11 protein-coding genes and 1 pseudogene are annotated in these 14,550 nt (G+C 36.4%); 11 read left to right on the top strand and 1 reads right to left on the bottom strand.

Annotated elements, in window-relative coordinates; genetic code table 11:
* Positions 1-308 precede the first annotated feature (308 nt).
* The 5 genes from AC2CGR_RS11900 to AC2CGR_RS11880 all read left to right on the top strand — a co-directional run bounded on the left by AC2CGR_RS11900 (position 309) and on the right by AC2CGR_RS11880 (position 6,258).
* The gene (locus tag AC2CGR_RS11900) at positions 309-1,523 is read left to right on the top strand and encodes an MFS transporter (RefSeq protein WP_484480856.1); all 1,215 of its coding nucleotides are present in this window, start codon (positions 309-311) and stop codon (positions 1,521-1,523) included.
* Positions 1,524-1,539: 16 nt separating this feature from the next.
* The gene (locus tag AC2CGR_RS11895) at positions 1,540-2,379 is read left to right on the top strand and encodes an aldo/keto reductase (RefSeq protein WP_484480855.1); all 840 of its coding nucleotides are present in this window, start codon (positions 1,540-1,542) and stop codon (positions 2,377-2,379) included.
* Between the two features lie 405 nt (positions 2,380-2,784).
* Complete coding sequence (locus AC2CGR_RS11890; RefSeq protein WP_484480854.1) at positions 2,785-3,858, top strand: WD40/YVTN/BNR-like repeat-containing protein; 1,074 nt, start codon at positions 2,785-2,787, stop codon at positions 3,856-3,858.
* A 381-nt stretch (positions 3,859-4,239) separates the two neighbouring features.
* Positions 4,240-4,839 (top strand): nitroreductase family protein, encoded by a 600-nt coding sequence (locus tag AC2CGR_RS11885; protein ID WP_087967567.1) that lies wholly within the window; start codon positions 4,240-4,242, stop codon positions 4,837-4,839.
* Between the two features lie 624 nt (positions 4,840-5,463).
* Positions 5,464-6,258, top strand: coding sequence for an SDR family NAD(P)-dependent oxidoreductase (locus tag AC2CGR_RS11880; RefSeq protein WP_087967570.1), 795 nt, complete (start codon positions 5,464-5,466; stop codon positions 6,256-6,258).
* Positions 6,259-6,540: 282 nt separating this feature from the next.
* Here the strand turns inward: AC2CGR_RS11880 and AC2CGR_RS11875 are convergent, their stop codons facing one another.
* Positions 6,541-7,536 carry a zinc-dependent alcohol dehydrogenase family protein gene (locus AC2CGR_RS11875; protein ID WP_484480853.1) on the bottom strand — a complete coding sequence of 332 codons (996 nt, stop codon included), beginning with the start codon at positions 7,534-7,536 and terminating at the stop codon, positions 6,541-6,543.
* A gap of 105 nt (positions 7,537-7,641) precedes the next feature.
* Between AC2CGR_RS11875 and AC2CGR_RS11870 the strand changes: the two genes are divergently transcribed.
* The 6 genes and pseudogenes from AC2CGR_RS11870 to tkt all read left to right on the top strand — a co-directional run bounded on the left by AC2CGR_RS11870 (position 7,642) and on the right by tkt (position 14,534).
* A complete protein-coding gene (locus tag AC2CGR_RS11870; RefSeq protein ID WP_484480852.1) occupies positions 7,642-7,821 on the top strand; it encodes a hypothetical protein in 180 nt (59 codons plus the stop codon).
* Between the two features lie 134 nt (positions 7,822-7,955).
* Positions 7,956-8,909 (top strand): LLM class oxidoreductase, encoded by a 954-nt coding sequence (locus AC2CGR_RS11865; RefSeq protein ID WP_484480916.1) that lies wholly within the window; start codon positions 7,956-7,958, stop codon positions 8,907-8,909.
* Between the two features lie 13 nt (positions 8,910-8,922).
* A complete protein-coding gene (locus AC2CGR_RS11860; RefSeq protein WP_131100313.1) occupies positions 8,923-9,876 on the top strand; it encodes an NADP-dependent oxidoreductase in 954 nt (317 codons plus the stop codon).
* A gap of 254 nt (positions 9,877-10,130) precedes the next feature.
* Positions 10,131-10,667 (top strand): annotated as a pseudogene (locus AC2CGR_RS11855) (glucose-6-phosphate dehydrogenase); the annotation flags it as partial.
* Positions 10,668-11,015: 348 nt separating this feature from the next.
* Positions 11,016-12,500 carry a glucose-6-phosphate dehydrogenase gene (zwf, locus tag AC2CGR_RS11850; protein ID WP_087967583.1) on the top strand — a complete coding sequence of 495 codons (1,485 nt, stop codon included), beginning with the start codon at positions 11,016-11,018 and terminating at the stop codon, positions 12,498-12,500.
* A gap of 39 nt (positions 12,501-12,539) precedes the next feature.
* Positions 12,540-14,534 carry a transketolase gene (tkt, locus tag AC2CGR_RS11845; protein WP_484480851.1) on the top strand — a complete coding sequence of 665 codons (1,995 nt, stop codon included), beginning with the start codon at positions 12,540-12,542 and terminating at the stop codon, positions 14,532-14,534.
* Positions 14,535-14,550 lie beyond the last annotated feature (16 nt).

Genomic DNA, 14,550 nt, shown 5'->3' with positions numbered 1-14,550 from the left:
ATAGCACATGTAAGAGAGAAACAAGCTTTACGGTACTAGTAACTAACTATGTTACTTTTTAGTACCTACAGCACTTTAAAGTACGTACTATTTAATATGTTAAATATATTTCATAATAGTACATGTAAGAGAGAGACAAGCTTTATGGTACTAAAAAGTACCTATAGTACTTTAAAGTGCGTTCTTTAAAAAAAGAATGAAACCATTCATAATAGCGTTTGTAGAGATTAAATATATTTTTTGAAAGATAAAAGGGCCTTTTTATCGCACTATTATGATAGGAATTATAGGGAAGAGGGGAAACTCAATTGAATTCATATACAGCATCGTCTTCAGAAGTTAAGACAAGTCGAAGAAGTATATTTGCGTTATTAGCGCTAGCAATTAGTGCGTTCGGGATTGGGACAACTGAATTTGTTAGTGTCGGTTTATTGCCATCTATTTCGGAAGATTTACATGTGTCGGTTACAACAGCTGGTTTAACAGTTTCTTTATATGCGTTAGGTGTAGCGTTTGGTGCTCCAGTATTAACGTCATTAACAGCTAATATGTCACGAAAAACGTTATTAATGTGGATTATGATTATTTTCATTATCGGTAACGGAATTGCAGCTGTCGCAACAAGCTTCACTGTATTACTTATTGCGAGAATTGTGTCTGCACTTTCGCATGGTGTGTTTATGTCAATTGGTTCAACGATTGCTGCGGCACTTGTACCAGAAAATAAACGTGCTAGCGCGATTGCTATTATGTTTACTGGTGTAACAGTTGCAACTATTACAGGTGCACCCATTGGAACATTTATTGGTCAACAATTTGGCTGGAGAACATCATTTTTAGCAATTGTCGTAATTGGAATGATTGCCTTAATCGCAAATAGTATTCTCATTCCATCTAATATGAAAAAAGGTACGTCTGTATCATTCCGCGATCAGTTTAAATTGATTACGAACGGAAGACTGTTACTAGTTTTCATCATTACTGCATTAGGATACGGCGGAACATTCGTAACATTTACGTATTTATCTCCGTTATTACAAGAAGTAACAGGATTTAAAGCTAATACGGTTACTATCATTTTATTAGTGTATGGAATCGCCATTGCGATAGGGAATGTGATTGGCGGAAAATTATCGAATCATAATCCAATTCGAGCGCTATTTTACATGTTCTTTATTCAAGCGATTATATTATTTGTTTTAACATTTACGGCACCATTTAAGATAGCTGGGTTAATCACAATTATTTTTATGGGACTATTCGCATTTATGAATGTTCCAGGGTTACAAGTATATGTCGTAATGTTAGCTGAACGATTTGTGCCGAGTGCTGTGGATGTTGCATCGGCAATTAATATTGCGGCGTTTAATGCTGGGATTGCTCTTGGTGCTTATTTAGGCGGTATTGTCACGAACTCATTAGGGTTAATTCATACAGCGTGGGTAGGCGGCATTATGGTAGTAGGTGCTGTTATTTTAACAGCATGGAGTATGTCATTAGAAAAACGAGATCAAGTAAAATAAAAGGAGAGAAAATAAAATGAAAAACTTACAAAGTACAACAACATTGCATAACGGTGTAGAAATGCCTTGGTTCGGTTTAGGTGTATTTAAAGTAGAAGAAGGACCAGAACTTGTAGAAGCAATTAAAGCAGCAATTAAAGCAGGGTACCGTAGCATCGATACAGCGGCGATTTATGGAAATGAAGCAGCTGTAGGTGAAGGGATTCGCGCAGGGATTGAAGCAACAGGGATTTCAAGAGAAGAAGTATTTGTCACTTCAAAAGTGTGGAACGCAGATCAAGGATATGAAACAACAATCGCTGCATATGAAGAGAGTTTAAAAAAATTACAACTAGATTATTTAGATTTATATCTTGTTCACTGGCCTGTAGAAGGGAAATATAAAGATACGTGGAGAGCGTTAGAAACACTTTATAAAGAAAAGCGCGTATGTGCAATTGGCGTAAGTAACTTCCAAATTCATCACCTGCAAGATGTAATAAAAGATGCAGAAATTAAGCCAATGATCAACCAAGTAGAATACCATCCTCGTTTAACACAAAAAGAATTACAAGCTTTCTGTAAAGAACAAGGTATTCAAATGGAAGCATGGTCACCACTAATGCAAGGTCAATTATTAGATAATGAAACATTACAAGCAATTGCTGAGAAACACGGTAAAACAACAGCGCAAGTTATTTTACGTTGGGATCTTCAAAATGGAGTAATCACAATTCCGAAATCAACGAAAGAACACCGCATTATTGCAAATGCTGACGTGTTTAACTTTGAATTAACGAAAGAAGATATGGAAAAAATCGATGCGTTAAATGAAAATCACCGCGTTGGTCCAGATCCTGATAATTTTGATTTCTAAGATTAAAGAATGGGTAAAAAGAGTGCAAAGTTGCACTCTTTTTTTATTCAATAAAATGCTTCTGTGTATATTATGACTTTTCAATTACTTTAGGCGATTTAAAGAACTGATTCTAAAACAGTATTAAAGTTTGACATGTAATCATGCATTCTATAACATGTATGCTATAGCATGTATTTTGTAAGTTATTTGGAGGTGGCATATGGACTTATATGGGTTAACAGGATACCTTGTTCATCATACTGATGTGAAGTTAACAAATGATATAATGTAAGTTATTAATCACATATTTCTTATAAAATTTATCTTTTATATGCTATAGCATATAAATGGTGCCTCTTAACTTGTCATGCTCAAAATTTAAATAAGATAGTAGAAAATTCATGAATCGAGGAGATTTTAGTTATGGAAAAATTCATATTAGCGTTTGATAGAAAACTTGTAATCGCAGAAAAAAAAGACTCAACATGGAGCGTCCAATCGCAGTTTGTAGGTGCGAATCCAGTTGCTTTAGCTGTAGATCCATACGACCCAGAAAGAATGTATTGTGGTACTTTTGATAGGGGATTATGGAGAAGTAAAGATGGGGGAAGTTCATGGGAAGCAATTGGTACGTTACCCTCCTTTGGTGAAGTGTTCCCAGCTAATGCTATTCATATGAGAGCTATTACAGCAGTTGCTGTATCTCCAGCGAAGGGGGATGATGGTAACGGGATTGTATATGTAGGAACTGAACCGAGCGCAATGTTTGTATCGAAAAATGGGGGAGACAGTTTTGAATTGCTAACGGATTATCGACAAATGCCATCGTATTCATCATGGTTCTTTCCTCAACGAACATATACACACCACGTAAAACATATTGAAATTGATGCTAATAATCCAGAAACTATTTATACAACGATTGAGGTAGGAGGATTAATTAAAAGCGTAGATGGCGGTATGACATGGACTGAGGAAAAAGAGGGGAACTATCCTCAAGATATTCACATTCTTACATCACATCGCAATGCGCCAAATCGCTTATACGGGGTGTTAGGTGATTCATTCTTGAAAGAACCAGGTCACGAGTATGCGGAGAGTAATGATGGAGGTAAGACGTGGAACTATATGTGTAGTGGGCTAAAGCATCATTACGCATATCAAATGGCAGTTAATCCGAATGATCCAGAAAATATTATTATCGCGACATCTTCAAATCCACACGTAGCACATGATTACAATAATGGAAATTGTGAATCATTCATTTATAAGAAAGAAAAAGATCAGCCTTGGGCAGAAATGAATGCAGGTTTACCAACTCCTAAAGGAACAATTATACCAGTATTAAAGGCAACAAGTGATGGAACGTTCTATCTGTTTAGCAATAAAGGAGTGTATCAGTCAGTAGATGGTGGTTCAAATTGGACATCATTAGAGATTCCTTGGGAGAATAGATTTATGGAACAACATCCTTATGAGATGTTAATCATTAAATAAGTGATGGATATAGTTATTACTACTATTCATTAAAAATGGTTAGTTGAATTTACAATGTAAAAAGCCAGGTAATGCATTACTCATGCTACCTGGCTTTTTTGATCATCAATTTAAGGTTATTTTCATATTTGTGTAAATATGAAACAAGCAGGATACATGAATAGAGAATGGGTAAAATAATACCGAATGATCACTAGATTGTATCAATGATGCTATAAGAGTTTTTTAGGTAAACTGAAGCAATAAGCAGTGGTTTAGATTCAGAATGACTGGCAATTGGTGTTATAGAGTTCAATGGTTCAAAAATGAACTCATTTCAACTCATATTATCTTCGCAATGTAACATTTTGAAGAATATTAAAACTTAGGAGGAATTGAATTATGACAAAAGATTTCTATACTGCACTGAAAGAAAGACGTACTTACTATGGGATTAATAAAGAGGTACAAGTATCAGATGAAAAAATTAAAGAAATCGTGGAGTTTGCTGTGAAATATACTCCATCCGCTTTCAATTCTCAAACTGCGCGATTAGTTGTATTATTTGGTGAAGCTCATGATAAATTATGGGATATTACAACGGAAACATTAAGAAAAGTAGTTGGAGATGGAGATTTTTCAGGAACGCAACAAAAAATGGATTCTTTTAAAGCTGGTTATGGAACAGTACTATTCTTTGAAGATGAGGCTATCGTTAAATCGCTTCAAGAAAAATTTGCTGCATATGCTGAAAACTTCCCAATTTGGTCACACCAAGCATCCGGTATGCACCAATTAGTCGTGTGGACAGGTTTAGAAGCAGAGGGATTAGGGGCATCTTTACAACATTATAATCCATTAATCGACAATGAGGTAAAACAAGAATGGAATGTTCCTGCTAATTGGAAACTAATTGCACAAATGCCATTTGGTAATCCAACAGCTGCACCAGGTGAAAAAGAATTCCAACCGCTTGAAGAGCGTGTGAAATTTCATAAGTAATAAACGTTAGTCATAAGGAATGAGTAAAAAAATCCTAGTTATGAATTCAATCACAAATGTAGCAATATGTATATTAAAAAACACGAAGACTTTAAAGTCTTCGTGTTTTTTCTGTTCATGTTTGAAAGTGATAAAGGAGTATAATGGTTTTTAGTTAATTAGGATAAAAATAATCTTATAACTGTATGTAAGAATATATAATTTTACAATCTTTTTTATGATAGAAAAGGATACTACGTTAGTAAATATAAAGGGTTAGAAATTATAGTATATAGGGCACTTTTTTGTTCCTATGGAACTTTAAAGTGCGTAATTTTCTTTATCGTTAATATATATCATAATGGTATTTATTAGTTGGTTTTAGCTTTACTCTGCTGTTGGTGTGATTTTTTAACATGACAATGATTAGAATCAGGATTATCGAGTAGATCACAATGATGATAATTTCGATTTTTAATTCCGTACAGAGTCCAATAGCTACATAATTTTCGTTTATACTCTTTTGAGAAAAGAGTGGATTTGCTTATTTTATGTTAAAGATAAGAGAAGTGAACGACAATATAAACGTAATTATTTATTCCAACGTAAGTCAATCATCTAGCACATGAATTTGGAGGGATCTATATGCATATGCAATTAAAAGGAAAAATAGCACTGGTTACTGGATCTACGGCAGGGATTGGAAAAGCAATTGCCACTTCATTAGTAGCGGAAGGAGCTACTGTACTTATTAATGGACGCCGTGAAGAAAATGTTAATCAAACGATAAAAGAAATTCGAGCGCAATATCCGGATGCAATCCTTCAACCTGTAGTAGCTGATTTAGGAACAGAACAAGGGTGCCAAAATGTGATTGAAAAGTACCCTGAAGTAGATATTCTTATTAACAACTTAGGGATTTTTGAACCTGTAGAATATTTTGATATTCCTGATGAAGATTGGTTTAAATTGTTTGAAGTCAATATTATGAGTGGTGTTCGACTTACTCGCTCGTATTTAAAACAAATGATTGAAAGAAAAGAAGGAAGAGTCATCTTTATTGCTAGCGAAGCAGCTATTATGCCATCTCAAGAAATGGCTCACTATAGTGCGACTAAAACGATGCAACTCTCACTTTCTCGCAGTTTAGCTGAGCTGACGACAGGAACGAATGTGACTGTTAATACTATAATGCCTGGTTCGACTTTAACGGAAGGAGTGGAGACTATGTTAAATAATCTGTATCCTAATGAGCAATTGACAATAGAAGAAGCTGAGAAGCGATTTATGAAAGAGAATCGACCAACCTCTATTATTCAAAGACTTATTCGACCAGAAGAAATTGCCAATCTTGTCACTTTCTTAAGTAGCCCACTTTCCTCAGCGATTAATGGTTCCGCGTTGCGAATAGACGGGGGATTAGTACGTAGTGTATTTTAAAAAATTTAAAACAACATAATATTCTGTTGCAGGTAAAGATGGTAAGGCGAATGAGTTGTATTTTATCTATTAAAGGAACTAGACGAAAAGCAAATTGCAGCATGCAAACAGCCGAATTTTTCTACTATAAGAAAAATTCGGCTGTTATTCTTTTATTTGTTGTAAAAGATGGAAAGCTGTTAGCGTTGTGGCATCTCTTAAGAAAAAGATATGACCGGTTAAAGCGAATCCTCAATTATTTTCTAACAATAAACAATTGTTATTTGTATTATGAAGTGAAAGTTACCAAACGTTTTTCAACACTATTTTACCAATTGCTTTATTCGACTCCAAATATTCATGTGCTTGTGCGACTTCATCAAACGTAAATGATTTAGAATCTAGCAGTGGGCGAAGTTTTCCTTCTTCTACAATTTGCGTTAGTGTAGTTAAAATTTCCCCGCAAGCGTCACGTTTATCTGTATGTAATATTTTTAACGCCATAAAAGTAACGTGCAGAGAGAGTCCTTTTGCGTGTAAAGAAGAGAGGTCATGAGTTGAACGAGCTGCAATTGTTACGACAGTTCCATTGACTGCAGCAGCTTCAAAAGAATGATCAAGATTCTTGCCGCCTACCGTATCGAATATAACTTCAAATCCGTCGCCATTCGTATGTTTTTGCACATATTCTTGAACAGATTCTTCTTTATAATTAATAGCTATGTCGGCTCCTAGACGATGGGCTATTTCCATTTTGTTCTGCTGAGAAGCTGTTGTGAAAACTTTAGCACCAGCCCATTTAGCTAATTGAATGGCTACGTGTCCTACGCCACCAGTAGCTCCATGAATGAGTACATTTTGACCAGATGTAATATTTGCACGATCAAATAAAGATTCCCAAGCTGTAATTGCAACTAATGGTAGAGCTGCTGCTTCTTCCATTGTTATATTGTTAGGTTTGTGAGCAATTAATCGCGTATCAGCAAGCATAAACTCTGCAAGTGCACCACCAGTTTCTTTAAAACCTCCGGCACACCCGTATACTTCATCGCCAGCTTTGAATTTCGAAACACCTTCGCCGACTTCTATAACAATACCAGCGACATCCCCGTGTAATATAGCTGGAAATTCAGGAGCAACTGATGAAACAGCGCCACTGCGCATTTTCGTATCGATTGGATTTACACTTGTTGCTTTTACATCGATTAGAACATGACCTGGTAAAAGTTTTGGTTTTGAAACTTCTTCTAATTGAAATACAGATGAATCCCCAAAAGAATGGATAATTTGTGCTTTCATAGTTTATACCTCCTGTTTGTGGTTATAGCATAGCAAAGTACGAAAAATAAGTATAATATTTTGAATTTGGTTAGTGAGAATTTTATATAAAGAAGAGGAAAGTACATGGGATCATGTAACGTACTTGCAAAAGCAACTGTAAAGTTTTTTGAAGAAAGGATAGATGTTATTTTTGCAGCACGATTTATTCATTATGTTTATTACTACTTACTTAGTACAGGTACTTTTAAGTGCCTACATCACTTTAAAGTACGTACTGTTATTCATGTTATGGCCGATTTATAATAACACTCGTAGCACAAAGAAAGTTATAACGATGACAATCGGCAACAATGTGGTGTTACAGTATTGCCTATCAATTTTGAGAAGAAATATGAAAAATATAGATTTATATGAATGAAGGAAAGTGAGTGAAACACATGGAAAAGTTTGCGAATCATTTTGGATATAATCGTATGTTTGCGAAAGATCAACTTACATTAGGAATTCACATTCCGATTGAAAATTATCAGTTTCATGCGCCAACGATGGAAAAACAAGTAGAGTTGGTACAAAAAGCGGAACAATATGGTTTTACAGGCGTATGGCTTCGCGATGTTTTACTGCAAGACCCTGACTTTGGTGATCCTGCAACAGGTCAAATTTACGATATGATGATTTATTTAACGTATTTAGCAAGCAAAACAGAGAAAATCGCATTCGGAACATCGGCAACTGTATTGTCACTTCGCCATCCATTGCGTGTAGCGAAAGAAATTGCGACATTGGATGAACTGTTTCCAGAAAGAATTATGCTCGGCGTTTCATCAGGTGACAGACGTGCCGATTTCAAGGCGTTAGGTGTTAGTCATGAAACACGAGGTGAAAAGTTTAGAGAAGCGTTTGCTTACTTGGAAGAGATTTTGTATAAAAACTTCCCGTCTATCCAGTCGACGCTAGGAGAAGTGAATGGAGCGAATTTAGTTCCAAAACCTTCTAAACGTGTTCCAACCTTTATTACAGGTTTTAGTCAGCAAAATATGGACTGGTTCGCTGAACATGGTGATGGATGGATGTACTACCCACGTAGTCCGGTGCATCAGGCAGCAGCAATTGGACAATGGAGAGAACGAGTAGAGGATTATCATCCAAATGTATTCAAACCATTTATACAACCGATGCATTTAGACTTATCTGAAGATCCAAATGAACGTCCTACACCGATACGTTTAGGTTACCGTACAGGACGTAAGGCGCTAATTGAATTACTTGATATATATAAAAGTATTGGTGTGAATCATTTATTCCTTGCTCTATTTGATGGTCAACGTCCAGCTGACGAAGTATTGGATGAGTTAGGAGAAGAAGTGCTACCTCATTTCCCAGCATTGTAAAGGAGTGAAAAGAATGAAAGCAATAGGACTTATGCAATATGGAGATAAAAGTGTACTACAAGAAATTGAAATGCAGACACCGCTATTGGGAGACAACGATGTACTGATTGAAGTATATGCAGCTGGTGTAAATCCCGTGGATTGGAAAATACGTGAAGGTTTACTTCAAGATGTAATTTCTTATGATTTCCCGCTCGTTTTAGGATGGGATGTTGCAGGGGTAGTTGCTGCCATAGGGCCAAACGTTACAGCATGTAAAGTGGGGGATGAAGTATATAGTCGTCCAGAGATTGAACGAAATGGTGCTTATGCAGAGTACGTGGCTGTAGATGAGAAATATGTGGCGAAAAAACCGAGAAATTTATCTTTTGAGGAAGCGGCATCAATCCCTCTAGTAGGTTTGACAAGTTGGCAAAGTTTAGTGAAGTTCGCTAATGTCCAAAAAGGTAATAAGGTTTTAATTCATGCTGGATCTGGCGGGATTGGTACGTTTGCTATTCAGCTAGCCAAAAGCTTCGGTGCGCATGTTGCAACTACGACTAGTACGAAAAACATGCAATTTGTAAAGGATCTAGGCGCTGATACTATTGTCGATTACAAAACGGAAGACTTTTCTTCGCTTTTGCATAATTACAATATTGTATTTGATGTGTTAGGCGGAGATGTACTAAAGGATAGTTATAAAGTGCTTGCACCAAATGGAAAGTTAGCGTCTATTTATGGTCCGAAAGGTATGGAAATTCCGCAAACCGAGATATCAAGAGAGAAAAATATTGAGAGTGACCATATATTTACTGAACCTAACGGATATGAACTTTCTCTTATTACAGAATTAATTGAGGGCGGGAAGATTAAACCCGTTGTAACGCATGTGTTGCCTTTACATGTAGAAGGCGTAAAAAAAGCACACCACATAAGTGAGTCAGAACGTGCTCTTGGCAAAATTGTATTAAAGAAACATTGGTAAAGTATGAGGATTTAGAGAGAGCGTTGTGCTAAGTAGCGAGAATGAGCTAATACATTCTTTTCTAGCAATTGTTTTAAAAAGGGAGATAGCAAATGGATTCAATGACATTTCTTTTACCCCGCATTAACAGGCAGTAAGACCCTCACCTCAAAATTCAGCGATATCATAGAAGTTAGGTGGGGGCAACTGCCTGTAAAAGCCCGATTGGTTCAACTAATAATCAGTGGGGGATGAACAACCCCCCCACTGATTAAAGTTTCACTTTATCCGGAGCGACAGGGGATTTAGCGAAACGAAAAATTTACCCTGCTTTATACAAACTATTTAGTAATCAACATATACCGCAATCTATTTCGATTATCGGTATTGGCAGAAGGGTAATGTCAGATGTGGAATTTCAAACAAAGGTAGAACAATCCCTTGCTACATTTTCTAGAAGATCTACTGATGACGAATCAGGAGTAGAAGAATTTATTAGCACATTTCGTTATTGTCAATTAAATATAGCGAATATAGAGGACTATCAAGATTTGTTGCGTCTTGTAAAGAGACGTGAAACAGAATTAAACATTCCTGAAAACCGCATGTTTTACTTATCTGTTATACCAGAAGTATTTGATGTCATTGCTTTAAATATTAAGGAAAGTGGATTGTGGGCTACAAAAGGATTGAACCGTTTTATTATAGAGAAGCCTTTTGGTTATCATGTAACGTCTGTTCACGAGTGTAACGAAAAATTAATTGAAGATTTTGATGAAACTGATATTTATTATATCGATCATTATCTTTGAAAATGAATGGTAATTAGGAATACACTTAGAAAAGCATTACGAAATAAATCGTATGTAATTCAAGACATTTTTATTGACGATAATAATTTATGTGGTTAATATACTAGACATAAGATTATTTAATTACTAAAAGTAATCAAATATAAATTGTTTTGTTGAGTTATATAAGTAAGTGAGTTGTGGTAGAAATGCTTTGAATTGCCACTATTAATATTGGGGACAATTAGAAAGCGAAAGGTATAAAAAGAATTGGAATTTGATAACTCTTTGTTTTTATAAAACATGAGCTTCTGTACAATTCATTTTTAATATATTGACCAGGATTATACAACAAGAGGGGGACTGAAATTGGAATCAATGACCTTTGTTTTATTTGGAGCGACAGGGGACTTAGCGAAACGCAAAATTTACCCCGCACTATATAACTTATATAGAGATCAAAAGCTTCCAAAGCAAATATCTGTTATCGGGCTTGGGAGACGTGAAGTATCTCATGTAGATTTTCAAAAAAGAATAAAAGAATCAATAGAGACGTTTTCTCGTCATAGAGAAGAAGGGACTTCAGAGCTCGAAGGTTTTTTAGATAATTTTCGCTATTGTCCATTAGATGTGAGTAAGCCGGAAGACTATGAGAGATTATTACAAGTCGTTCGCGAAAGGGAAGAAGAACTACATATAAAAGGTAATAGAATGTTTTATCTTTCCGTTGCTCCTGAATTTTTTGAGACAATTGCTTTAAATATTAAGGAAAGCGGACTTGATAAAACGGATGGATGGAAACGCCTAATGATTGAGAAACCGTTTGGGCACGACCTTACATCTGCTCGTGAGCTGAATGATAAGCTTAGTCGCACATTTGAAGAAGACGAGATATACCGTATTGATCATTATTTAGGTAAGCCGATGATTCAAAACCTTGAAGCACTAGAATTTGCAAATCCTGTTCTCCAATCGATTTGGAATAAAGAACATATAGCGAATGTACAAATCACAGCGAGTGAAACAGTTGGGGTTGAAGAAAGGGCAGGATATTATGATCAGGCAGGAGCCATTCGAGATATGGTTCAAAATCATATGTTACAAATATTAATGATGACTGCTATGAATTTGCCGGAAAAGGTTAATGCATGTGAAATTCGAGAGGAAAAGCGAAAGGTAATGGAGACGCTTCGTAAAGTGAAAAAAGAAGACGTTCAAAACCATATCATTCGCGGACAATATGGTGCAGGTGAGATAAATGGCGGGCAAGTTGTAGCATATAAAGAGGAGCCAGGAGTAAATCCTTCTTCTCACATAGACACATTTGTTGCTGCTCGCTTATGGATCGATAATCCATTTTGGACTGGCGTTCCCTTTTATATACGAACAGGCAAACGAATGAAAGAAAAGTCTACTCGTATTGTAATCGAATTTAAAAATACGTTAAAACAGCAATATCAAGATAGTAATCCAAATGCAGCACCTAACTTGTTAATAATTGAAATTAGCCCAGGTGAGAACGTTTCATTACAGTTAAATAGTAAAAATCCATTGAAAAATGGAGAAATTGAACCGATGCGTATTAACTTTACTTGTGAGCAAGCAGATGTGGGAGTACCTGAAGCGTATGAAAGACTCATTCATGATGCTGTGAGTGGAGACGCTACATTCTTTGCACATTGGAGAGAAGTTGAATTGTCATGGGAATGGGTACAACCAATTCTTGAAGCATTCGAGGAAAACTTATTACCACTTCATGAATATGAGTCTGGTTCATATGGTCCAGATGCGTCTAATGAACTATTGCAAGAAAGTGAATTTAAATGGTGGTTAGATCAAGAAACGAAAAAATAAGTACTTTCTTTCATGAAAGCATGTAGGGGGACGATTACTATGACACAAAACATAAATCAATTAGCAGTGAATACAATTCGTACGTTATCAATTGATGCTATTAATGCGGCAAATTCAGGTCATCCAGGTCTTCCGATGGGAGCAGCGCCAATGGCTTATGCATTATGGGCGAATCATTTAAATCACAATCCTAATCATCCAAAATGGTTTAATCGTGATCGATTCGTTTTATCGGCGGGACATGGATCTAGCTTATTATATAGCCTACTACATTTAGCTGGATATGACGTTTCAATTGATGACTTGAAAAACTTCAGAAAGTTAAATAGTAAAACACCAGGACATCCTGAGTTTGGTCATACTTCTGGAGTTGAAGCGACGACAGGCCCGTTAGGACAAGGGATTGCCAATGCTGTCGGAATGGCAATGGCAGAAGCGCATTTAGCAGCGAAGTTTAATAAGGATGGTCACTCTATTATAGATCACAATACGTACGCTTTAGTTGGAGACGGTGATTTAATGGAAGGTGTCGCTTATGAAGCGATGTCAATGGCAGGACATATGAAACTTGGCAAGTTAATTGTGCTGTATGATTCAAATGAAATTTCACTTGATGGTGAATTAAACATTGCTTTCTCTGAAGATATGCAGAAAAGGGTAGAATCTGCACATTGGCAATATGTAAGAGTTGAAGATGGAAACGATGTTGATGCAATTACAAAAGCGATTCAATTAGCGAAAGACAATACGGACCAACCTACTCTTATAGAAATTAGAACCATTATAGGTTACGGAAGTCCAAAAGTTGCTGGAACGAACAAAGCACATGGTAACCCTCTTGGATTAGAAGAAGCGACAGCGACAAAACAAGTGTATGGTTGGCATTATGAGGAAGACTTCTTTGTGCCTGAAGAAGTAACAGCTCATTTTAATGAACTGAAACAAAAAGGTATTGAAAAAGAGAATGGCTGGAATGAGCAGTTCAACTCATACAGAGAGTCGAACCCTGCACTAGCAGATGAATTAGAAAAAGCGATTACAGGTGAGGTTTTAATTGAAGCGAAAGACATTCTATCCTTTGATACTGAAAAAACGATTTCCACTCGTGTTGCAAGTGGGGAAGCTATTAACCATTATGTGAAATCGATTCCTTCTATTTTCGGTGGAAGTGCGGATCTTTCTCATTCTACGATGACAGATATAAAAGGTGAAGCAGTGTATGCAGTAGAATCGTATGCTGGCCGAAATATATACTTCGGTGTACGTGAACATGCAATGGGCGCGGCAGCGAATGGACTGGCTCTTCATGGAGGAGTAAAACCGTTCGTGAGTACATTCTTTGTATTTAATGACTATCTTCGTCCATCTATTCGACTGGCTGCATTGCAAAAGTTACCTGTTACGTACGTATTTACACATGATTCGATTGCTGTAGGAGAAGATGGTCCAACGCATGAACCTATTGAACATTTAGCAGCTCTTCGGGCAATTCCTGGTTTAACAGTTATCCGTCCGTCAGATGCCAATGAAACAGCAAGTGCGTGGGCATATGCTTTACAGCAAACGGATGGTCCAGTTGTTTTAGTACTGAGCCGTCAAAATTTACCGGTATTTAATGAAACGAAAGCGAATATAGAGAATCTTTCTAAAGGAGCTTACGTATTAACGCAAACAAATGAAAATCCGGATGTGATTTTCATTGCGACAGGCTCTGAAGTTTCTTTAGCTGCTAGTGCGAAAGCGAAATTAGAAGAAGATCAAGTTTCTGTTCGTATCGTTGCAATGCCAAGCTGGGAGTTATTCGATCGTCAATCGAATGAATATAAAGAATCCGTTCTTCCGTCTTCTGTAACGAAACGAGTATCTCTTGAGATGGGTGTATCTCTCGGGTGGGAGCGTTATGTAGGACAAGAAGGGAAAGTACTATCAATTGAAACATTTGGAGCTTCAGGCACTGGAGCTGAAGTCATGAATCTATTTGGATTTACGACAGAAAATGTTGTTCAAATTACAAAAAATGTGTTGAATTCTTAAGCTATGACTGTGAATA

The sequence above is a fragment of the Bacillus sp. LSHTCR4 genome (assembly GCF_057197025.1).
Note: the sequence above shows the minus strand (reverse complement) of the source record. Positions and strands in the feature narration are given on the sequence as shown.

Excerpts from the sequence above, each read along its gene's own strand:
- AC2CGR_RS11880 (WP_087967570.1), top strand. The coding sequence starts at position 5,464 with ATGCATATGCAATTAAAAGGAAAAATAGCACTGGTTACTGGATCTACG.
- AC2CGR_RS11875 (WP_484480853.1), bottom strand. The coding sequence starts at position 7,536 with ATGAAAGCACAAATTATCCATTCTTTTGGGGATTCATCTGTATTTCAA.
- AC2CGR_RS11885 (WP_087967567.1), top strand. The coding sequence starts at position 4,240 with ATGACAAAAGATTTCTATACTGCACTGAAAGAAAGACGTACTTACTAT.
- AC2CGR_RS11860 (WP_131100313.1), top strand. The coding sequence starts at position 8,923 with ATGAAAGCAATAGGACTTATGCAATATGGAGATAAAAGTGTACTACAA.
- AC2CGR_RS11890 (WP_484480854.1), top strand. The coding sequence starts at position 2,785 with ATGGAAAAATTCATATTAGCGTTTGATAGAAAACTTGTAATCGCAGAA.
- AC2CGR_RS11865 (WP_484480916.1), top strand. The coding sequence starts at position 7,956 with ATGGAAAAGTTTGCGAATCATTTTGGATATAATCGTATGTTTGCGAAA.
- AC2CGR_RS11895 (WP_484480855.1), top strand. The coding sequence starts at position 1,540 with ATGAAAAACTTACAAAGTACAACAACATTGCATAACGGTGTAGAAATG.
- tkt (WP_484480851.1), top strand. The coding sequence starts at position 12,540 with ATGACACAAAACATAAATCAATTAGCAGTGAATACAATTCGTACGTTA.
- AC2CGR_RS11870 (WP_484480852.1), top strand. The coding sequence starts at position 7,642 with ATGGGATCATGTAACGTACTTGCAAAAGCAACTGTAAAGTTTTTTGAA.